Source organism: Paenibacillus xylanilyticus (assembly GCF_013359935.1).
Lineage (GTDB): Bacteria > Bacillota > Bacilli > Paenibacillales > Paenibacillaceae > Paenibacillus > Paenibacillus xylanilyticus.
Window position 1 is genome coordinate 90,227 of the sequence record NZ_JABMCB010000169.1, and the last position, 21,022, is coordinate 111,248.

At 39.5% G+C, this 21,022-nt stretch carries 21 protein-coding genes and 1 pseudogene; 5 read left to right on the forward strand and 17 right to left on the reverse strand.

Annotated elements, in window-relative coordinates; genetic code table 11:
* Window positions 1-483: 483 nt before the first annotated feature.
* From HP552_RS35580 to HP552_RS08750, 11 genes and pseudogenes are all read right to left on the reverse strand, one after another.
* Window positions 484-2,577, reverse strand: coding sequence for an S-layer homology domain-containing protein (locus HP552_RS35580; protein WP_175395140.1), 2,094 nt, complete (start codon window positions 2,575-2,577; stop codon window positions 484-486).
* A 74-nt stretch (window positions 2,578-2,651) separates the two neighbouring features.
* Window positions 2,652-3,434 (reverse strand): tyrosine-protein phosphatase, encoded by a 783-nt coding sequence (locus tag HP552_RS08705; RefSeq protein WP_175395141.1) that lies wholly within the window; start codon window positions 3,432-3,434, stop codon window positions 2,652-2,654.
* Between the two features lie 115 nt (window positions 3,435-3,549).
* Window positions 3,550-3,969 carry a VanZ family protein gene (locus HP552_RS08710; RefSeq protein WP_175395142.1) on the reverse strand — a complete coding sequence of 140 codons (420 nt, stop codon included), beginning with the start codon at window positions 3,967-3,969 and terminating at the stop codon, window positions 3,550-3,552.
* 99 nt (window positions 3,970-4,068) lie between these two features.
* A complete protein-coding gene (locus tag HP552_RS08715) occupies window positions 4,069-4,323 on the reverse strand; it encodes a sialate O-acetylesterase family protein (protein ID WP_175395143.1) in 255 nt (84 codons plus the stop codon).
* A gap of 544 nt (window positions 4,324-4,867) precedes the next feature.
* Window positions 4,868-5,050: pseudogene (locus tag HP552_RS08720) on the reverse strand (flagellin); the annotation flags it as partial.
* Window positions 5,043-6,272: a helix-turn-helix domain-containing protein gene (locus HP552_RS08725; RefSeq protein WP_175395144.1), complete on the reverse strand. Its 1,230-nt coding sequence runs from the start codon at window positions 6,270-6,272 to the stop codon at window positions 5,043-5,045. The gene HP552_RS08725 and the pseudogene HP552_RS08720, both read right to left, overlap by 8 nt.
* 1,413 nt (window positions 6,273-7,685) lie before the next feature.
* Complete coding sequence (locus HP552_RS08730; protein WP_175395145.1) at window positions 7,686-8,201, reverse strand: hypothetical protein; 516 nt, start codon at window positions 8,199-8,201, stop codon at window positions 7,686-7,688.
* A 114-nt stretch (window positions 8,202-8,315) separates the two neighbouring features.
* Window positions 8,316-8,495, reverse strand: coding sequence for a Spo0E family sporulation regulatory protein-aspartic acid phosphatase (locus HP552_RS08735; protein ID WP_312884247.1), 180 nt, complete (start codon window positions 8,493-8,495; stop codon window positions 8,316-8,318).
* A gap of 25 nt (window positions 8,496-8,520) precedes the next feature.
* Window positions 8,521-8,724 carry a hypothetical protein gene (locus tag HP552_RS08740; RefSeq protein ID WP_175395146.1) on the reverse strand — a complete coding sequence of 68 codons (204 nt, stop codon included), beginning with the start codon at window positions 8,722-8,724 and terminating at the stop codon, window positions 8,521-8,523.
* Window positions 8,725-9,509: 785 nt separating this feature from the next.
* A complete protein-coding gene (locus tag HP552_RS08745; RefSeq protein ID WP_175395147.1) occupies window positions 9,510-10,346 on the reverse strand; it encodes an ArdC family protein in 837 nt (278 codons plus the stop codon).
* 89 nt (window positions 10,347-10,435) lie between these two features.
* Window positions 10,436-10,597, reverse strand: coding sequence for an aspartyl-phosphate phosphatase Spo0E family protein (locus HP552_RS08750; RefSeq protein WP_175395148.1), 162 nt, complete (start codon window positions 10,595-10,597; stop codon window positions 10,436-10,438).
* Window positions 10,598-12,270: 1,673 nt separating this feature from the next.
* Between HP552_RS08750 and HP552_RS08755 the strand changes: the two genes are divergently transcribed.
* Together HP552_RS08755 and HP552_RS08760 are read left to right on the forward strand one after the other, a co-directional pair.
* Entirely contained in the window at window positions 12,271-12,477 is a 207-nt protein-coding gene (locus HP552_RS08755) for a hypothetical protein (protein ID WP_175395149.1), read from the forward strand.
* A 58-nt stretch (window positions 12,478-12,535) separates the two neighbouring features.
* Window positions 12,536-12,727: a hypothetical protein gene (locus HP552_RS08760; protein WP_175395150.1), complete on the forward strand. Its 192-nt coding sequence runs from the start codon at window positions 12,536-12,538 to the stop codon at window positions 12,725-12,727.
* Window positions 12,728-13,197: 470 nt separating this feature from the next.
* On the opposite strand, the gene HP552_RS08765 is transcribed toward HP552_RS08760, so the two are convergent.
* A complete protein-coding gene (locus tag HP552_RS08765; protein WP_175395151.1) occupies window positions 13,198-13,767 on the reverse strand; it encodes a hypothetical protein in 570 nt (189 codons plus the stop codon).
* The gene (locus HP552_RS35345) at window positions 13,754-13,879 is read right to left on the reverse strand and encodes a hypothetical protein (RefSeq protein ID WP_281366025.1); all 126 of its coding nucleotides are present in this window, start codon (window positions 13,877-13,879) and stop codon (window positions 13,754-13,756) included. Before HP552_RS35345 ends, HP552_RS08765 begins: the two co-directional genes overlap by 14 nt.
* 776 nt (window positions 13,880-14,655) lie before the next feature.
* Here HP552_RS35345 and HP552_RS35770 point away from each other — a divergent pair.
* Both HP552_RS35770 and HP552_RS08775 read left to right on the forward strand, forming a co-directional pair.
* The gene (locus HP552_RS35770) at window positions 14,656-15,051 is read left to right on the forward strand and encodes a type III toxin-antitoxin system ToxN/AbiQ family toxin (protein WP_376768948.1); all 396 of its coding nucleotides are present in this window, start codon (window positions 14,656-14,658) and stop codon (window positions 15,049-15,051) included.
* Window positions 15,052-15,223: 172 nt separating this feature from the next.
* On the forward strand, window positions 15,224-15,979 hold the full coding sequence (locus HP552_RS08775) for a hypothetical protein (protein WP_175395153.1): 756 nt from the start codon (window positions 15,224-15,226) through the stop codon (window positions 15,977-15,979).
* Between the two features lie 323 nt (window positions 15,980-16,302).
* On the opposite strand, the gene HP552_RS36010 is transcribed toward HP552_RS08775, so the two are convergent.
* The 3 genes from HP552_RS36010 to HP552_RS08785 form a co-directional block, all read right to left on the reverse strand.
* Complete coding sequence (locus HP552_RS36010) at window positions 16,303-16,443, reverse strand: DUF2538 family protein (RefSeq protein ID WP_512698965.1); 141 nt, start codon at window positions 16,441-16,443, stop codon at window positions 16,303-16,305.
* A 619-nt stretch (window positions 16,444-17,062) separates the two neighbouring features.
* Entirely contained in the window at window positions 17,063-18,160 is a 1,098-nt protein-coding gene (locus HP552_RS08780; RefSeq protein ID WP_175395154.1) for a WG repeat-containing protein, read from the reverse strand.
* Between the two features lie 310 nt (window positions 18,161-18,470).
* Entirely contained in the window at window positions 18,471-19,742 is a 1,272-nt protein-coding gene (locus HP552_RS08785; RefSeq protein ID WP_175395155.1) for an S-layer homology domain-containing protein, read from the reverse strand.
* Between the two features lie 576 nt (window positions 19,743-20,318).
* Here HP552_RS08785 and HP552_RS08790 point away from each other — a divergent pair.
* Window positions 20,319-20,747: a hypothetical protein gene (locus tag HP552_RS08790; RefSeq protein ID WP_175395156.1), complete on the forward strand. Its 429-nt coding sequence runs from the start codon at window positions 20,319-20,321 to the stop codon at window positions 20,745-20,747.
* Window positions 20,748-20,792: 45 nt separating this feature from the next.
* On the opposite strand, the gene HP552_RS08795 is transcribed toward HP552_RS08790, so the two are convergent.
* On the reverse strand, window positions 20,793-21,005 hold the full coding sequence (locus HP552_RS08795; RefSeq protein WP_175395157.1) for a hypothetical protein: 213 nt from the start codon (window positions 21,003-21,005) through the stop codon (window positions 20,793-20,795).
* Window positions 21,006-21,022 lie beyond the last annotated feature (17 nt).

Consider the following 21,022-nt stretch of genomic DNA (forward strand, 5'->3'; position numbering starts at 1 on the left):
CCAATGTCATTTGCAAGACGAATTGCCAAACCAAGAGTGACACTTCTTATGAAAAAGAACCCATTGCATTTCCACGACCAGTTGTCTACCTCTTTATAGCGTTGGGAGACGGGATAGCTGCGGCAGATGTACCGCTAGTCTACACAGGTTTCTTCCGCTTGCCTTTAAAACACTCCATGATGCTCGGGAGACCATGTCGCCTAAAGTTTTCCTTTGAAGATTGCAGGATGCTAGTCTCTCGCACTTCCCTCCAGTTGATGAGGGATTTCTAGCTTGCTGCGTCCCATTATGCAAAGATGTGTGTAGCTCATGGTGGATTCTCCTTTTGTGAATGGTTGTTGTGGTGACTGCCTTCTTCACAAATCCGGCCATGAGCCCATTTTATTTATTTTCACTTGGTGCCCAAACTTCATATTGCAGCCCATCCAAAAGATACCTCCTCTCATCCACGTGAGAAGAGGTATCTTTTATTAATGGTGTTTATTATTTTGTAAAGTTCATTGTTCGGTAGATCATCACTGCTGCCTCTGCACGTGTTGCACTGATATTAGGGTTGAACTTTCCGTTTGCCCCGATAACTATTCCATTCGATACAGCCAGTGCAACATCAGTTTTCAGTGAATTATTGATTTGACTCGCATCACTAAACTGACTCAACACAGAAGTAACATCCTTGACTTCCTCCAAGTTTCCAGTTGTTTTCAATGCCCGAGAAATCATTGTTGCCATTTCTGCACGGCTGATTTGATCCTGCGGTGCAAAACGTTCCGATGTACGGCCTTGAATAATCCCCTTTTCAACCGCAGCTGCAACGTATGGAGCAAACCAATCCGATGCATTGACATCACTGAATGATTCTGATGCAGAGCTGTTCTCGAGATTCAGTGCACGAATCAGCATTTTCGCAAATTCAGCTCTTGTTACCGCATCTTTGGGTGCAAAGACACCAGCTGCTTTACCTTCGATAGCTCCTTTAGCTGCTACTACTTGGATTTGACGCCCAGCCCAAGCTTCGACGCTGCTAATATCATTAAAAATAACCTTGTTCTCGAATACTGCATAGGACGAGAATGTATCCCTTGGTTCAACAATAAACTGGCCATCCACAACTCCACCTTGGAATTCTAGAGAGCCGTTCACAATTTTTGCAACTGAAAGTAATTCTTTATCCACATTCATATCACGAAGCGGAATTCGAATCGTAATTGGATTCTGGAACGATGTTATCTGCTTCCCATCTTCTTGAACTCCAAACTCATAGACATCGGATGCCAATTGGAGCTTTGTTAAAGAGGTTGCTGTGGTATCCTCCTGTTTTGTAATGACCAGATTTAATGATGCCTCAAACTGTTCCAAAGGAAGTGTAATCGTTAATCCATTTACCTTTACAGCGATATTTTTAATTCCAGCAGATTTAGCAGCATTTAAGATCGTTTTAGAAATCGGCGTCGAGATTGTGCTTGCTTCTACCTTTCCAAGATCCAAGGATAGAGTGAGATCCTGTTGAGCTCCAGCTGCAGCTTTAATTGCTTCGATCACATTAAGGATATCTGCATCATTCAATTGCAGCGTTGCTTTGCCATCTTGAATAATAAACAACTTGGAAACATCTACGTTCAGCAAAGATTCTAAGGATCCACTTAATCCCGGTGTTGGTGTTGGTGTTGGTGTAACTGCACCTCCTCCTGAGGCTCCACCGCCGGCACTTCCTCCACCGCCAGTATTCCCACCTCCACCTGGGGTCTCAACAGGGGGGGTCTCACTCCCGCCTCCAGGAGAAGGAATATCAATGCCCTCTGCTTTTAAATAAGCAAGGACCAAGACTAGCGATGCGCTTTTTACGATATCCTTGTCGAGCGCACTTTCTGTAGTTATGATACTGGTCGCTAATTGTTCATCAGTAATACCTAGATTAAAAAGCACACTAGAGACGGTCGTGTTTCCAATAGAGTTATTAGAAACACTTTGGAACGCCTCACGTAGCAAATCATGACGTGCTTGGCTATTGTTAAGTATGTTATTTAGTTCTACCAATGATTTGTTTTTTATCAAATTAACCAAGCTCTTTTCAACACCTACACTACCATTACCGCCCATGATTACCTCAACCAAGTCATCAACGGTTAAATTATCAATTCCACCGGCTTGTCCAATGTTTTTAATCGCGGTAATATATGTAGGATTGTTACGAATCGCTACTAAATTATCATAGGATGGATCGTACGTTAATGTGCTAACGGCTGTAAAGAAATCAAACAATGTATCCGTTGAGACTCCCGAATCATTTAATTGTGGCAGTACAGGACCCACGATCTGCTCAAACTTTTCTTTAGTAATCTTGGTATTAATCTCAGTCCGTAATGCCTGCAACTTCAGTTTATCACTAGCATTTAGTGCTCCGTAAACACGGTCTAATCTCTGTTTCACATTATCCAAGTTCGAACTAGGTGCTGCTGAAACTACTGTACTACCAAAGTAATTCGCTAGCCCTTTGCTGCTTAAAGGTAAACCGGCTATCGATGCAGCTGCCATACTAACAGCTAGTGTTGATACTGTAATCTTCTTCTTAATCGTCACGTTTTCCACCTCTGGATATGTATTTGAATATAAAGTTTGGCCTCAGTATATTCCATTAAAGCATCTTAAACCGATTAACGGAATTTGCCAAGGAAATTACTGTAAAGCCCTGATCTTTTTTCTTTTATTTGGTCCCTTGGTTGATGAATTGGTTCATCATTAATAACCTTTTCAGCATTTCCCTTAAAGTAGTGAATCCACTCAACCCCTAATTTCCTCTCAATGTAATGGTAGCATTCAGATAAACAGAACACCCTTTTCACCGGATCATGTGCATCTGTCGCTACAAAGTGAACTGCATTCAATTTACATAGGTGCAGTGAAATCTTTTGAAGCTTCCGCCCAAAATGGCCAGTGATGGATTGGGCCGTGATTTGACTTAAAGCCCCAGCTTCGATAAGACGACTTAACAACATCGGATTGTTTGCAATTTCTGCATTTCGCTCTGGATGAGCGATAATTGCCTGGATACCTAGCAAAGAAAGCTCATACACTATGTCCTCAGCATATGTGGGTACGCTGGTAGAGGGTAACTCTAACAACATATAGCGGGACTCATGTAAATTTAATAAGTCACCATTTCTTAGGCTGGCAAGTAACTCAGCGTGAACTCGAACTTCCTGGCCTGTGAATACAACCAAATCCATGTTCATTTCCTGAATTTTCTCATTTAATAATCCAACCCACTGCACTACTTCGTGACCAGGGTTGATGTATCTTCCACTTTTATGATGGGGCGTGGCTACAATCCCCCGAATACCATCCGCGTAGGCTTGCTTTGCCATTTGGATAGCAATATCCCAATCGGGTGGTCCATCATCAACAAAAGGGATGATATGACTATGAATATCAATCATTTTAAAAACTCCTAAAATAAGGGTGTCTTTTTGCAATTGGAACATAAGAACAAATAATAGTACTTCCTTCCTATCCAAATTGTAACACAAGTGTACAATTTTCGATATAAAACACCTAATTTCTCGTGCTTTTTTTACCATTTATCAGATGATTATCCCTGGAAATCCTACTACCGATAATATATGCTAGCACTGCACCCGCAGCATCAATGAACATATCGAGAATCCGCCCATCCCGACTAAAAAAGGGCTGAATAAGCTCGGTAAATATACCATACCCTATTGCGAACATTAATCCACTTTTATACCGCCCAAGATTACTGGCTAGTGCCGAAAGCACAAAAAAGCCACCAAAGTGGCCTATCTTTTGAATAATATATGAGGTGGATCGGTAATTGTCTTTATGCAAAAACTCAGACCATTCTGGATGAAAATTCATCACAAACTGAAAATCCGTTAGAATATGTCTAACATCTTTTACACAAGTCCCTAAAAATAGAAGGATGCACCAAGCTAAGATTGCTGTTCGTCTCATTTCATACCATCCTGTCTTTAGCTTGATAAAGTAGTTGGTCTTTTCAATTAACATGTATGTATTAATTAACATCAGCATAAAACGTATTTTCGCCCTGCTTTAAGTCCATTCTAATTTCATTTTCACTTGCATAAGTTGCCTTACCCATCTAGCATGTTGATTACCTACTCCTGGGCGCAAGTAAATATTCAGCTGAGCTTCTTTTATTGCTGGCAAATATACGTGCTCCAAGTATCGAGGTTGATACTTAATGTATCTTTTTTGTTGTATTTTGATTAGCACATTTTGTAAATCATTTCGTAAGTCAGATATAAAGGTAGATATCTTCTCCTGACCAGAGTCATTTTCAATCATAAAATAATGTAATCCTTCCGTCCATATAGGCTCTTATTGATTCATTGCCTCTTAAAGAAGTCTTCATTTAAAATGTAAACACTCCATAATGTTAAAATAGAAACTGTTCATTTATACCATTTATCGGCAAGTTGCGTGAAAAACTTAACGATTTCAGGAGAAAAGATGTTGAATTGCGGTAGCGAAGGTAAAAATCATTTCACTTTGAATCAAAGAGCTTCTTCATAGGTTTGTTTCTTCTTTTGGAGTACCAAATCCCACCCTCTCCTCGATAAATTGATAGTCCAAAAATTTCGAGAGGGGTCCAGATCCTTTTCATATAGATTAATGGCATGGGTATTACCTCCTCATTTTTTTATTAAATTAAAAGAGATGGTAGTTACAAAGAATGCTCCATTTTGTATCCCATTATAATCTATTTTCCAAATAAAGAAAGTTACAAGAAGTTAATCTCTGTAATGCCTTTTTGCTTCATCGCACTTTCAGACTTGCAAAAAGAAAAAGGATCCTAGATTCCCTAGGATCCTTTTGGTAAAAACTTGGATTAACGAAGCAATTGCAGAACGCCTTGTGGCTGTTGGTTTGCTTGTGCCAACATGGCTTGTGATGCTTGAGCCAAGATGTTGTTTTTCGTTTGTTGCATCATTTCTTTCGCCATGTCCACGTCACGGACACGGGATTCAGCGGCTGTCAGGTTCTCAGAAGAAGTACCTAAGTTGTTAATTGTGGACCAAGCTTCCCGTAATGCTCAAGATGGTATCTCTTTGATCCAAACGGTATACCGCAAGATCACTAAGAAACTGGGCGTAGCTCTCTTTCAAAATGGCCTGCTTATACTGGCCAAATTCTGTTTTGTTCGATTGATATGGTATATACGATGCAAAGCGCTCCAGGATGTTATCAATGTTTAACTTATACAAATTCGCCGCCTGAACCATATGGCGTACAGCAATGAATATTTCATCCTCATGGGACGCTATATAATTTACATATTCATGCAACACACCCACTTCTCCAGACATTAAGCGATAAAGAAAGGTGTTCGCAACCGCCCATTCTGAAAATTGTTTAATGATATGTCTGGCTTCCTCATCCTTTTCCTGTATCCAACTTTCCCCCGCAGCATATTTAGAGACGAATTCTAAAGCTCTTTCGTAGTCTCCGCACTCTTCACTAGCTGTAGATCGGGCCAAGTTAGCATAAAGAATATAGTAATATAAAGGCTGTTCCGTCCGTTTCTGACTTTCTACTAGTCGCCCAGAGCCACATTGCAAATCATATCGAATGGTTGCGATTCGGTGCATTTCCTTAGCTAAGGCATCGACCTTTGCCCATTTATGCCCCATCCCGAAAACGTGCATCAGCTGTTTTAAGGCTTCAATTTGATTCGCTTCATCAAGACGATAGACGTATAACTCAAATTGAGTTGCTGCGCGAACATTTCCTTCCAGGTTCTCTCCTAAATCAATAAGAAATAAGCGGTATTGACACAGCGCCAACCGTTCAGAGTGTTGATACTTCTCAGTTTCGCTCACACTTCTGTATAAAACCCTAGCCGCAAAGCGTTTGTTGTTCTCATACAACTCTTCAGCAATCTCAAAAAGCACAGAAACATAGGCAAGGTCATCCAGTAAACGATTTACTATCTGTTCTACACAATCTAAACGATCTAGTTCAGCACAACGAATAATAAAAGGTCGTATACGTCGTATAGATATAACTAAAGAAAAACATTCTTCTATGTAATCCTCGAAAAAATAGTCTTCAGGTAGCCTCATCCCAGCGGTAATGGCAACCAGCTGGTTCATAGATATAGACTTATTCCCCTGTAAAATCCGGCTAAGTGTACCTGAATTGATACCCGCTATTTCAGAAAATTGGGAATATTTAAATTTCTTGATTTTCATATACTGCATTAGTTCATATCGAATAGAATTAGCAGATTCCAAAGCACATCACCCCCTCGCAAAAATCCATAATTTAGGTTTACATTCCTATATATCACTATATAGTAGTTATGAATTAATCGTCGGTCAACAACGAAAATACGTTATCAACAGACTTAAATTAGAAAAAATCAATCATAGTAATAAGTAGGGACATTTTCAAATATTACATTGGCACTTCTAATTTGCGACCTGACTAATAAAGGACATTGGGTATGATAAAAATAGCCGTGATGTTGACTTCATCAAAACTATGAAACAAATTGCCAGTGGGCGATGGAGTTTCCGCCATGATTCACCGCTACCGTCTTCATCGGCGTCGTAGCAGCAATTGCAGTCCTAATTCAAACAATCGTCAATAAAGGAGCTATGATGACAAGGAAGGATTATAGATCTACTAAACCCTCTCTTAACTGCTTATAAAAATGTATCCCTACTTCAAATTCAACTCCTAATAAATCGTTGAACAAACCACTAGTTAACGTAGTGGCCATCTAGTTGCTTTTTAATACCTATTGCGCTGTACAGCATCGATAGGTACTACATGGTTTTGCTAGTCCAATACAACAAGAGTATCGTTAGGGATATTCTTATCCCAGGTGATGTTTTATGGCATAGTTAGACGGTGTGGATAAATAATCTATAATCTTTTCCAATCTATTTTGATCAGTAAACAAAAATAAACAGCTCATGCATGAGCCGCTTATTGCTTAGACTTCATGTTCATATTTTCTCCTTAGCACCCATTCCAGAAAATAGAATCATCTGTTTTGAAATATATGGACTCTGTTCCTACTGGGCTGTGTCCAGCCCTAACTTCAAATATCATACTAATTCCCTTGATCATCTCGTAAACCTGATCAATTCTTTTAAGATTAGACGACTCATTTTCTTCTAACTCCCTAGCTTTATGGCCCAATACACTCCTAGGTCAGTTCGATTCCCTTGCCAATAAACTTTTAGGATAGGCATAAATCGATCTGAAAGGCATTTACGTATACTTGGTACCTTTCTTCCTGTTCAACCCATTGCCGCTCTGTAGAGCGTTTGAGCGGCTCTACAGAGTCACTTCTACCAAGCTTATAGCGTGTCAGATATTCGGCATCGCTCAAATGACCGATCGGATTCCACATTCCGGAAAATATAAATAGTACCTTGTCGGGCTACTCCCACGGTTTTGCTTTCATATCAAGGAACGTGTTCCCTTACTCTTTCGAAGATTTTTTCTCATTTAGCACATATCATCACTCCCCTGTGCTTTATCCTCCTATAACCGGCAAAGATTCATTAATTTATGTTACCAAAGATACACAACATAAGAAAATAAATTACATTTTTGAATACCTATCAATGGTGCGCCGGTGGGCGCTATAGAATGGAGCGAATCTCCTTAGAATCGGAGAGAGCACCCGCGTGCTAGCCTTGTGTATCTTTAATGGTTTGTTTTTTAGCTCTTATTTTCATAGATTTGCCGTTGATCTTGTCAGCTCTCCTGGACAAACTAAGTAAATAGTCATCCGTTATTTTCTCAGGAAATACACCAGTGCGATCGCGCAATATGTTTTCCAGTACCCATGCCTTACGTGTCCAATATTCATAGTCCTTGCCTGATATCGCGGCATGTTCCTGGTAATCACTTTGTTCTTCATTGGCCTTATTAAGAACTCTCAAATAGTTATAGAAATTGGCCCGCTTCTGACGAACCAAACGAAGCATCAAAATTAAATCATTCGTTGATCTTTGCATGAGCTGTATGGTGTTCTCTTCTGCATCTGAACTGGTAACATTGCTTAGCAGGAAAGGGATCTGCTTGCGCTCACCATTCTCCTGTGCATCTTCGGTAGTAATAGACATTTCGCAAAAACAGCAGTAATACGCACCGTTTTCACTCTTCAGCTCAACACCACAATACGGGCATGTATATATCACCATTCTTTTATCCACCCTCTCTTTCCATGACTTCAACCCTGCTGTGTACTTCAGTGATGTATGATAAAATAGGAAGGGGGAGCGACCGGGTAAAGTTTTTCACCCTAAGTCGATTGCTTATGCAGTCGGCTTTTTATTTTTTATCAACTCATTATACTGATTTAGCACTAAATCAAGCTCTTGGGACTTCATTATTGTTCTCGAATCATTTATACCATAGTTCGTGGCCAGCTCATTAAGTAACTGCCGTTCAACCTCAATGCGACATTTCAAGTCCATCAGCTCACCAGCTCCCATTATTTAATTCCAAATAATTGATTTTCTACCATCGCAAACAATTATCAGCAGCTTTACCCGCTCGAATTAATCTATCTTCCAAACCAGGAATCACCGGCACAGCCATTTTTAGCATGAAATATTTCATTTCCTGTTCCGCGGTTAGGTATTCAACAAAAGAAGGTTTCTTCTGAGGGAACAAAATGACTTTATCATTCAGTACTAAGCTGCTTTTATGAACACTCTTCATGCTTTCTGATTCTCCTTTATGCGCCGGGTGAAACCCGGCGCAATAAATTAATTAGCTTCTCGCTAGCCACGAATTTCAATAAGAGGAAATATCCATTTCAAAAGTTGCGACATGTTCAGTAATGACCGCATCTATTAGTTCCTGGATCTTGTTAGTTATCAATCAAGTGATACTCATTAACTTTCACCGTCCAAATTCAATAATAGATAAGCTTTCTTTCATCGACCTTTCAGCATACCAGCCCATTCATGAGTTCGGGCAGGTTGTGAGATTATCAACCATTTCGCGGTACTCGTTCATTGGTAGAAAGTATATTTTAACCGGTTGTCCATTCAAGACAAAGACCATTTTTTTATAAATGTCATGACACACAGTCACAGCTGCTAAAATTTATAGTTTATGAGTTTTCATGTTCTTCCTCCTACTCTTGGCTCTAAAATGACGGATGTGGGCAGCAGCCTGGCGGCCGCTGCCGGTCTTCCTATTTCCGGTCATTGTATTTTTGCGTTGACCAATTAAGCAGGAACGTAATCGACTGAAGAAAAATACTGAACAAAATAAGTGCCGTTTTCGTATGCTGTTGTCAAAGAGCGTTTAATCCCATGTCCATTTCGCTGTCATAGCGTTTAAACCATATATGTTCTGGGAACAAGGCTGCCCTTAGGGATGGGAAAAAATTTGAGCGCCATTCTCAAATTTTTTCCCACCTTGTTCACCAGGATTATATATGGTTAGCTAAGAGAACGGAGAAAGGGCATGGGATTAGCGTGTGTCGCTCGCTCTGATTACTCGGAAGCTGTGTCTTGGAATGATATGCCTAAAATATGATCTGCGGCCTTCTGTGCCTGCCCTGCAGCCTGTACGACTAACTTCTTATCGTCTTTCAGCTTACGTAACCAACTGGCCACATAAGCCGCGCTGTTCTCCATGGTGCTGTTATCAATGCCAGCCACACCGCAAAGCATCGCCGCACCTATTTCGGCAACTAATTCCTCTTTGCTGTAGCTCTCATCTCCAAAGGCTGCAAGCTCTGTAATCCCTGAACGATTCAAACGGCTTTCGTGGCCTGTACTGTGTACATGCTCGTGGAATAATGTACTGTAATATTCTTCTGGTTTACTGTAATCACAGATAGGCGGAACGCTCACAATATCGTCAGCTGGACGATAAAACGCACGACCAGATGCATATCGAACAGGAGGAGCATTCTGGTATTCTTCACAAATCCGTGACGCTACTTCTATAGGATCATGGTCAAATATTTCATCCTTCCTTTTACTCTGTAGCCCTTCGCATTGTCTGTTGATCTCAAATACTTTATAGTATCGAAGGAACGGTATTTTCACCTTTTCACCGTCTTTGTCCTCTTTATCAAGCCATGTCCAAAACACGACGATTTCTGACTTTTCGCCTTTTTTGACTTTTCCCCCGGCTTCACTAATCTGCTTGAAAGTTGCATATTCGCCGGGTTCAAGTAGTAAGGTGTTAATCCCTCGATAAGGCTTCTGAGTTTTCCAGTTCACAGCACCACCCACCTTCCACGGTCTGCGCCAAGGAACAGCCCCTTTTTCCAAAAGCTCAATCATTTTATTTGTAATCATTTCATAGATTTTTTCACTCATGTTAACCTCTCCCTTATGTGATATAATGGAAGGGCGAAGGGGTCTCAAATCTTCGCCCCGGCTCGTTTGTTCTGCTAAACAAACGGGCTTTATTTTTTTCTTTGATTTTGTCGATCATACTCATTTAGCACTTTGTCCAACTTTTGCGATTTCTCCACAACTTCCATCGCTGTTAAACCCATCCGTTCCGCTAAATGAATAAGTTCTTCTCGCAACTCTTCAATCTGATTACGCAATGCCTCAGTACCCATGTCGATATCACCTCCTTCCAAAATCCATTAATTTGAGTTAACTTTTTTTTGCCCTAACCCTCATTCGGCACCGTTTGCTTGTCTAGCCCTAGCGGCGATGAGCGGAATCCTTTAGGGTTTGTGAGCAGTTTCCTGCTTGCTGACTTGCCTTACCTTATGAAGTTTTCAAAGAGTAAAATCATTCGTATACCGTAGCCGTCGCAGATTTAAGATCATATAGGTTCTCACAGGGCAAGGTTGCCCGAAGGGACGATAAAATTATTTGAGTGATATTCTCAAATAATTTTTCGCCTTGTCCGGAGAGGTTCTGTATGATCCCATGCGACTAGATGGCTACGGTATGTGAATGATCTCTTTGAAAACGGAATATGGTAAGGCTGCACGCAGGATACTGCGAACGTGCCTTGTTTTTCTTCTTCGATTATGCAAACTAAGGTTTTACTTCAAAGGTCTACCCGGACGTTTTTTGGAACGATGAAGGAATAAAGCGAAGCGTAATGGAGTCATGGTTCCTTATTTGCTTCGTAGTACATGGTGGGTATTGTGAAGTGGAGTGAAACGGAGCGAAGCAATGCCTATGATGTATGAGCACTGCCCCAATGTCTTTAGCTTCCCTGCTAGTTCCGTTAAGAATCCCAATGGACCCCGGACGACTTATCCGGGGTCGCTTGGGATTTAGGGACGATGAACTGCGGGAATACAGCGCTTATTTTTATTTATATCGATTAACATATACGTTTACGTCTACGTAATTATTTTTTTTTCTGTTACAGCTCAATGTCCAATAGATTCATCAACTAATGGAACTCACCCTTCTCCAGGTAAGACGTGAAACTTAGGAGTCATTAGTTACATAATATTGTTCAACGATGTGAAACAAAAAGAGGAACCCTTTTAGATAGTAACTGTAACTAAAAACATCCAATTTTCTGAATACAATACAGGGCTAAAACTCTCAATTTTGGGTACTATATTATTAGAAGGGAGCGTGAAGGAATGGCAGCAATCTTCACTATAGCCATTTTATCTTTTGTGGCGTGGCTTCATGCGGTATTCCTGCGAATTAGTACGAATCGAGAAGCATACAACAAATATGTTTTCGTTACGGCAATACTTATGTATTTTTCCTGCAATTATATCCAAGCACAAACTTTCCAGCATAAGACAATATTCAATTTAATCTTTATCGCGTACTCTTTAGTATCAATCCCAATCCATATATGGCTCATATCAGCACGAACGAAATCGAGACAAAACACTACACACTAATTGTGATGAAACAGAAAACCTATGCTTCAAGTGTAGCAAAACAACCATATAAGTACATTCTTTTACCATTTACAATTAAGTACACGTAAATGTAAATGTAAACGTAAATGTAAGTTTGCTTAAAGGGCCATTTGCATTTTGCAGTGGCCTTTTTTTGCTATTTATAACAAAACTGAATAAAACAACAAACATACTGCTCGTTAGAAGCAGTATGTTGAGTCCGACAAGCATTAGGTGTCATCGCGTGATCCTCGCAGACTGAGAGGGAGGATTTCACTGAACCATCATCGACTTGCAGGGATTTACCGTCTACTCTCCATATTAGCCCCTCTGTTTATGTGCGTGGATATTATGATCGTGAGGATCATGCCATCCGGATCAATCCTGCTATTGAAAATTCGACAATGAAGTTCAAAACATTATTCCAAGAGTATGTCCATTCGCTGCTCCACCGCATGGACAGTCCTTTGAAGGACTTGCCACGAGAGCATAAGGAAGCCCAGGCTGAAGCCACGGCCTTTATGGTCACAAAGTATTACGGGGTGGATACGGAAGCCTACAGCGCCGGTTATATTACGACCTGGTCAAAAGATATTCAATTGGCCAAATAAGCCCTGGGTGAGATCCAAAAAAAACGCTAATCATATTATTCGTGAGATAGATCATCAATTGAATAGGGAACGCATACAGGAAGCAACAAAAACGCAGTCATTGAATAAAGAAGGCGAACGTTCTATATTGGCAGTTGCTAAAGAAGTGGCTGCAGCTTCGGCTGATCGAGACGAACAACCCAAGGTACAAGAGAAGTCTAATGTTATTGATGTACCAAAATCAAAATCAACGCCTGAATTAGAGCGTTAAATAGGCTGACTATGGTATAATAAAGAAGACAAAGTAACCGGTGGGATTATCGGCACGGCGAAGCTTACCCGAGAGGGGGTGACGCCGTGTCACTTCTTGAAGTCGTGCAGCATTTTCTTGAAATTAGCGATAAGCTAGTTAGTATTGCAGTGGGGTTAATAGCCTTATGTAGTGCGTGGAAAGCAGCGCGGAACAAGAAAAACCACCGGGATTAGGTTGGTCGCCTTGCAATCCGGTGGTTTTTCATTCGTTTGATTGAAATTCGCCGTGGTCGCCCACCGGCCTTTGTTAGACAAGTCACGATGTTACAGCATCGTGGCTTTTGTTTATTTTACACTTGTTATACTTTTATTATACCACAGTAGGAGCATTTAGGAACATCCAGGTAGCACTACAATTTCATGAGTTGCCAATTTCCCAATTTCTTGCAGACAGACAATAATTGACGAATAATACAAAGGTTCGTTGTATTATTTAAACAAGTTGAATAAATTGGACAACCCATGCCAGCTTGTAGCAACTATCTGCCACATTGTTGGGAAGAAGTTGAATATACTATGAATTGGATGAAAAAGAAGACCGAATATGCCGCCAATGAACAGCATAATGAATGCCAATCCCAATCCAACAACTGTATGTAGAATGTCCCAAATGACATAAGTCAGTACCACAAACTTCCCATGCAATTGGTCTAGCTTACTTCCACTCATAAATACGTCATCTAGAGTAAAGTCTAACTTTAAATTATGTACTAGTTTTGAAGGTGTATTAATCATATAAGAATAGTTATAAAGAATATTGGTTGAGAAATCGAGTGTGGTCGGAACAAAATTACCCGATGCGTACTTCAGATGATAACGTAGATCATTTTCTCCAAATGCTGTAGCTAATGCTCTCTTTTCTATTGCTTCTGATTTTTTAAGCGACGGATGTATAGTTTCAATTAATGCAACAACGTTTGCGCCACTAGTACTTACATCACTTTCTGTGAGGCTTAATAATTGGTCAGAAGTGGTATTCAGACCATCATGCCAAAACAACTTTTATGTTGTATACATCTTTGTAATCACTGGCTACTGCTTGCCATCCGAATAAAACCACGATGGCAATAATCCAGAATCCCCAAAATGTTCTACTCAATGTTTCACTCATTACCTTAAAACCCCTCACCACATATGATCATATTGACTTACGTTAATATGTCAGTTTAGTGTATATTTCTGTGGAATAAAAGTCCAGAATGTTACTTCCATATGTATACTGGAGCCAGCTTGAATACTTGTTCTCTATCCGCGCTCCAGATCCGATACGTGTTGCTTAATGCTCTTCTTCTTTAATTTGCTACTTCGGCGTACAGACTGTTTATTTTTATATAGAAGTAGTTCTATAATACTGGTATAATATAACTACTGATTCTAGATGTAGTTCCAGAGACATGAAATATTTAACGGAGGATTTTTAGCTATGGATGGAGTAAGCATTGTTATCGGCCTTGTACTTGGTCTCATTGTGTTTGTCATTTTAAATAGGTTTATAAACATTACCTATTACGGATTTAAGGCGATAGGTGCTACGTTTATTGGATGTATGTTGGTAGGCATGGTCGCCCTCGCATTCGTAGTTACATATTGGTATTGGTTCCTTGTAGGTGGTGCTATAATTAGTGGACTTGTTTACTTAGGAAAACGAAATAAGAGGCAACCAGAATAATACATACTAGGCGCGTGTAAGCCCACTCTGAATAAAGATTGGGCTTTTAATTACGATTCATCACATAAGAAAAAATAAAACGTCCTTTAAACAGGCGTTCTTATACTTCGTCCCTGATTTTTTGAACAAACAGTATATTTCGTATTTAAAATCTGGGATGATAGTGTTACACCTCCGAAACCTTTGGCGATGATTCACATTAATAACATGACCCGATTATACAAACTGAAATTGCATGGATGGACTTTTCTTTAGAAAATCAATTCTATCAAGACTTACTGAATAAAGAGTATAGCTACATAGATAAACATAAAGAGGCGATCAGGGAACAAGTCAAAGACTTGTATGAGGCGGTAGTGAAAGGACAACAATTTTATAAATCTTTGTCTAATGATTTTTTGTTGTTAGAAAAGAATACGTTAATTTTGGTAAACAGCCAGCTACGCCTTAGTACATATGTACTAAACCCCATATTTTTTGTGAAAATACATGTCCAACCTTTTCAGCAACGGGATCGGGTAGCAATTTGGAGCAATACGGTAAAAATACGAAAACGGCCCTTTCGCCGATCGATGCGAACAGAGCCGTTTCTTTTGAATGTTCTACGGAGGTAAATTTGCCGCTGATCGTCGTATTTGGATCAATTTGAGCATTGCTTTTGGTTTTTTGGTTATGATGCCTCCTAATGTCATGTTTGGTTATTTGTTATGACGAATAGTTAAGAAATTTCTTGGAATATGTCGAATCGTTTTATTAAAATAACTAACAGAGAGGGAACAAAAGAAGATGAAACTTTTCCAATTTATGCTTTTATCCGTAATTCTTACTTTATCTCTTACAGCTTGCGAAACAACTACAGAAGAAGCTACTGTAGCTTCTACAGAAGACGCTACTGTAGAAGCTACAGAAGACACTACTGTAGAAGCTACAGAAGAAGCTACTGTAGAAGCTACAGAAGAAGCTACTGTAGAAGCTATAGAAGAAGCTACTGTAGAAGCTACAGAAGAAGCTACTGTAGAAGCTATAGAAGAAGCTACTGTAGAAGCTATAGAAGAAGCTACTGTAGAAGCTATAGAAGAAGCTACTGTAGAAGCTACAGAAGATACACCAAGTACAAATGCTATCGTAAAATCGAGCTTATTAGAAGCAATAGAAAAGGAACAATATGGATTTCCCGAAGAAGTAACCAACAAAGATATTGAAACAGTATTGAATGTTGACGGAACATTAGAAATTTGGGTGCATAACTCCTTTATTATCAACCACAATGCTAAAGACACTGTTCAATTTCATGACATTGCCATGTATACGTTTATCTACAGCTCTCAAAAAATATTTGGTACAGAAGCTTATCAAAATGTATCCAACATACGTCTTATTCTATGGAACGGCGTAACTGATAATAAGCAAGAGGACTTTCGTGTCGCTATTGATAGAGAATCTTTTGATAACATCAATTGGGAAAGGGTTCTTGAACAGATAACAAGTAAATATGATACATACTTGTTTACAGAATGGTACTGGAATGTAATTGAGATGTAGAAAAACGGACAAAACGGCTCTCGCACAATTGATGCGAACAGAGCCGTTTTTTTGCTATTGTTCCACGATATCAAATCAGAGATTATGATCGAATTCGAGCAAATATGGAGCGTGACCTTTTGAAGTTATGACCAGCCTTTTCAAATTTCGCATGCTGTTTGAAATACTTGAAAATTTGCAGTCTCCCAGGCGGCGATTCCGTCTGCAAGTTTAAATGCATGACTACCTCCACCAAATAAATGTAACGCCAGATCTATTAATAAACGAATGCTTGTCGAAAAGTCCTCTTGCTCCATCCAGTCGTCGAAAATGTCATTCCAATTTTATCGTGTAGCCTTTTCAAAAATCTCAGAGTGTGCAATCACGTAGCACACTACTTTGTATTCATTGTCATTCTTCGAAAGCGGAAACCGCTCTACCATTTTTGCGAAATTAGCTTCATGCTTATCGTCATAAAAATACATCTAAGGTCATCCTCCCCTGAATTGTTGTTTTTAGAATGATAGACGATTTTCTGGTTGAAGATTCGTTTCCATAACGATTTCGATTCAGCTTTTTTGTTTGTTGCAATTTGTTTTTTTGATTCGCTGATGACATGTAACGTTTCAGTGACTACTCGATCTCGTTCCTCGATCTGATCCTGGAGCTGACGATGCATGGTTTGATTATCTTCCTGCATTTGTAGCATGGTTGTCTTTAGTTCTACGATCTGCTCGCTCTGTTGTTGCTGTATAGCCGAGGGCATCTTCTCTAAACGCTTTAAATAGCAACGTCAGAGCTTCTACGTCGCACCTGGTTGCAACGACTGGAAGATGCGGCATTAGTTCCTCATCCTTGTTCTCAGCATCGTTGACATTGCTTGGAAACTGTGTTCATAGGGAGAAGAGTGATCCTGTCCTTTAGCTAATGAGCTATCATGAGTAATGATTTATTCTTTGAATATTTTTCTGTTTTCTACCGTCTGTAAAGGTATACAAAAAAGGATCGTCAGCATTTCTGCAACGATCCCATCAGCTTTTTAGTATTTCATACAGAAATAATTTTGCAGCTTTTAGTTCTAGCTTTGCTCACTCGGAAGGAACATTACGGTTTATTTAAAGGGTTTAGAATATATCCCCATCTTTTATTATCTTTATTGCTCACAAAAACTGCACTAAGTCCTTCCCGAAATGCGCCTGTGTCATTGAGGTTATTAGTTTCTGTTACATTAAAGAACTGGGCATCTATAACCATTTTTCCTGTTTTATCAATAAACCCCCATTTTCTATTGCTTAACTCCACAGCTGCTAACCCATCACTAAATGCCTTGACACTATAATATTTCGGCTTAACGACTTTCTTTCCATTTTTGTCGATAAAGCCCCACCCTCCGGTTCCGTTTACTGCGGCTAACCCTTCGCTAAATGGAAGAGCATCATAATATTGAGGTTTGATAATGACTTTCCCTTGCTTGTCGATAAAACCCCACTTATCGTTTTGTTTAACGGGGGCTAGTCCCTCTGAAAATGCGAGTATTTGTTCATACTTTGCTTTTATTACTATTTTTCCTGTTTTATCAATAAATCCATAACGAGGCGTACGTTTTGAATATGTAGCGTATACACCTAATCCTTCCTTGAAAATTCCGATTGATGGATATTTAAATAATGCTTTCCCAGTCATATCAAGAGCTTGACTATAGCCTTGTTCTTTAGTTGGACGAATATCTGTAATTGCAATACCGTCATAAAGCTTAATATTATCATACTTCAAATTTATTACTACTTTCCCCTGCTTGTTGATTACTCCAGCTTTACGATCTTTAGAGTAAACAACGGCATATCCTCCAACGAAAGGCTTTGCAATAGAATACTTCGGCTGGATAACGATTTTTCCCGTCTGGTCAATATAACCCCATTTATCGCCTTTGCCCCACTCCGCAACATTAACTGGGGCTAATCCTTCACTGAAGCTTTTTGCCCCTGTATAAGAAAGTTTTATTATTTCCTTTCCGTTCTTATCCACAAAACCCCATCCACCGGTTCCGTATACTGCAGCTAACCCTTCGCTGAAAGGCTCAGCTAGAATGTATTTGGGATCAATTGCATAGGTTACAGTCGTCTCAGCATGAGCATTGGGCATATTAAAAGAACTTAACAATCCTAGTATCATAACTCCGCATAGCGCTAATTTTTTAAACATAAGTTTTCTCCTGTCTCTGTAAATTCGGTACGTGGAAATGACAATTCAACAATTCTATACTGCGTCAGAAGGCTTTTCCTAAGTCAAATCCATATCGGGATTCGAATGCGTTCATGCTATTCAATAAATGCTCAGCTTGCACCGCAACGACCTGAGTCAACGTCTCAGATAAGTCCGCACCGTCAGTTTCCTCTTGGATAATTGTCTCGATGAGTTGTTGCTTCAGGTTGGCGAGATGCGAGTGGAAGAAGGTTGGGTGTACAGCCGGTGTCAATAGAAGTAATTTTACTCTGTTTCTCAACTTATCTACCTACTGGTTGAATTTTGGATTAAGCACAGAGTTCAGTAGAGGTACACTTCTGCTGTTTGATCCTGTTCCACCTTGGTCGAAGTTAAGTCTAAATTCTTTTTTAGATGTGAAATTACCTTTAGGTAGCACGTAACCCGAAATCCACTTGAATTTTCCAGTCTTAGTTGCGTCAAAGGAAAAATACAGCTGTTCGAATTTACTATTCCACATACCTACTCCATGACTTCTTGTGATAGAGTTTCCGGATGTTTGTGGTGTTTCGTACCAATCTTCGTTGTATAGTGCGATACTGCATACATCCAGATGGCTATTATTGAGGCTCTCCTTGATGTTGATATCGGTAATAGCCAAAACAGCGTATCCATTTTTAGTGTCTTTTAGTTTATGATATTTATTATTCAACCAAGCCAAATCGTTGTTTTTGATATATTTCATGTTAGGGTCTTTAGGATTGTCTAAATCAATAACAACGAATTTTTCGATAGAACAAACAGCTTTACCATTCTTGATAGAATACGACATTACGGAATCATTGAAATCCCCGTATTGAGGAGAACTAAAGTATCTCGGCAACATTGTGTATATATTTGTTTTGTGCCAGAGGATTTCAGCTTCTGCGGTAGCATATTTATCAGAGGCAAGAGTTTTACCATTCTTTACTGAGAGTACACGTTCGATTACGACAATTGCCTGTGCCCTTGTTGTTGTACCGTCAGGAGCAATTACGCCAGGAGCTGTACCTTGAATCAAACCGGCTTTAGCACCTTCATACAAGTTACGGTTGATATCGTAATCTTTTTTGTATCCACTAATTCCTGCCCGTACCGCCAACAGTGTCATTTCTTTACGTGGCATCTTTTTGTTCCAGTCACCTTTGAAGTCATTAGCGTAAATTCCTGCTTGAGTAGCTGCATCTACAGAAGGTTGATACCAAGTGCTACCTGAGCCGGATGTTTCCAATCCCAATGCTGCAACCAACATTTTTGTAAATTCTGCGCGTGATACTTCCTGATTCGGCTTGAAAGTACCATCAGCATAACCGCTAACATAGCCGGCTTTTTCGGCATTTTTGATAGAAGCTTCAGCCCAGTGCCCGTTGATATCTGTAAGGGTAGTTCCAGTACTGGATACTGTAGATTGTTCAGTAGTTCCGAAGTCAGAACCATTATATAGTTTAGTTTCAGTTGTATCACCTTCAGCTGAAGCAAATGATGCCATTAAGATATTAGTAGTTAACAATGCAGCAGTCAGTGCTATTCCAAATTTTTTCATTTTGAACCCTCCGAATTTGTGATTGATTATTTCATCTGATGGAGCAATCTTTCTACAAAATCTTTCACAATGACCCCTTCTCCCATATAAGTTATTTTGATACTGACTATGTAAAGCTAAAACAAACTAAAACTCTTCACTGACACTTGCATTATGTACGCCTAAAGCTAAACTCATAAACAAAGCGGCTGTAACTATCTTTTTAATGTGTTTCATGAAATCTCCTTCTATTATTTATCTGTATTTTAATCTGACGAATTGCTTTATATATTATCGGTATAAACATAGTAGTTTTCAAGCTATTAAAGTATTCTTGAAGATGACGATTGTTTTTCAAAGCCTACCTTTAAGAACGAAACACCGCTCATAAAATGAACGCTGATTTAGTGAATACCACACATCAGGCTGATATCGATTGGAAGAGTAGATCTTTACAATGGGAATTAGACTTGCTGTCCAATTTTTAGTTCACAGTTCAATTCACATTCGAAGTAGTTTATAGTGTTTAAAGGCTTTCACTATATTAATTCATAGTGGAACTCCTTTTAGTGCTAAAAGTAGACAAGGGGACATCATATGGCCAAAGTTAGTTTAGATCTATCGCACCTGCAGTACATACTTGCTCAACTCCCCGTAGAATCAGATACTACAATTGGGAAACAAGCACGGAGTATTATAGAAAAATCTATATCTTCCATACATAGAAGTAATGAAAGCCAAGAATTTCAGTGGTTTTATGATCCACATAATCAAGACGAACCTTTAAAGAAGTTTATAAGGCTCCCTATGAGTGTTCAATTACTTCATGTTTCAGAATTTTTCGGTGAATTTAGCGATCCAGTATATATCCGAGTGATTAATGCTTTAGAAGGGCGTAATTGTCAGTACATTCATCATTTAATGGCACTTACAATTTTTCAGATCAGTTGCACGCGAAGATTAGGGGACCGAAGTCACTTGGCTATACTTCGGGCGCTGGAACAGAAAAAAGAACCCCTTTGTTAATGGGTTCTTTTAAGTGTCCAGACATAGATCGACTTCGACAGAGTTCTAAAATCTGTCTATATACTTGATTACTTCAGTTGCCGTTAAGAAAGAATCCTCATCTAAAAGTACAAGGCGATCGAACATCTTAACCGTAAATATCTTGTCGGTACGGTTTACTTCAAAACGTATATTTTCTCCTACTGCATATCCCCCAACGGTAACTTGATCCCATTCCGCCATATGCTCGATATTCGCTTTAGCTGTAGGTGTGAGCATACACACACTTCCCTTCT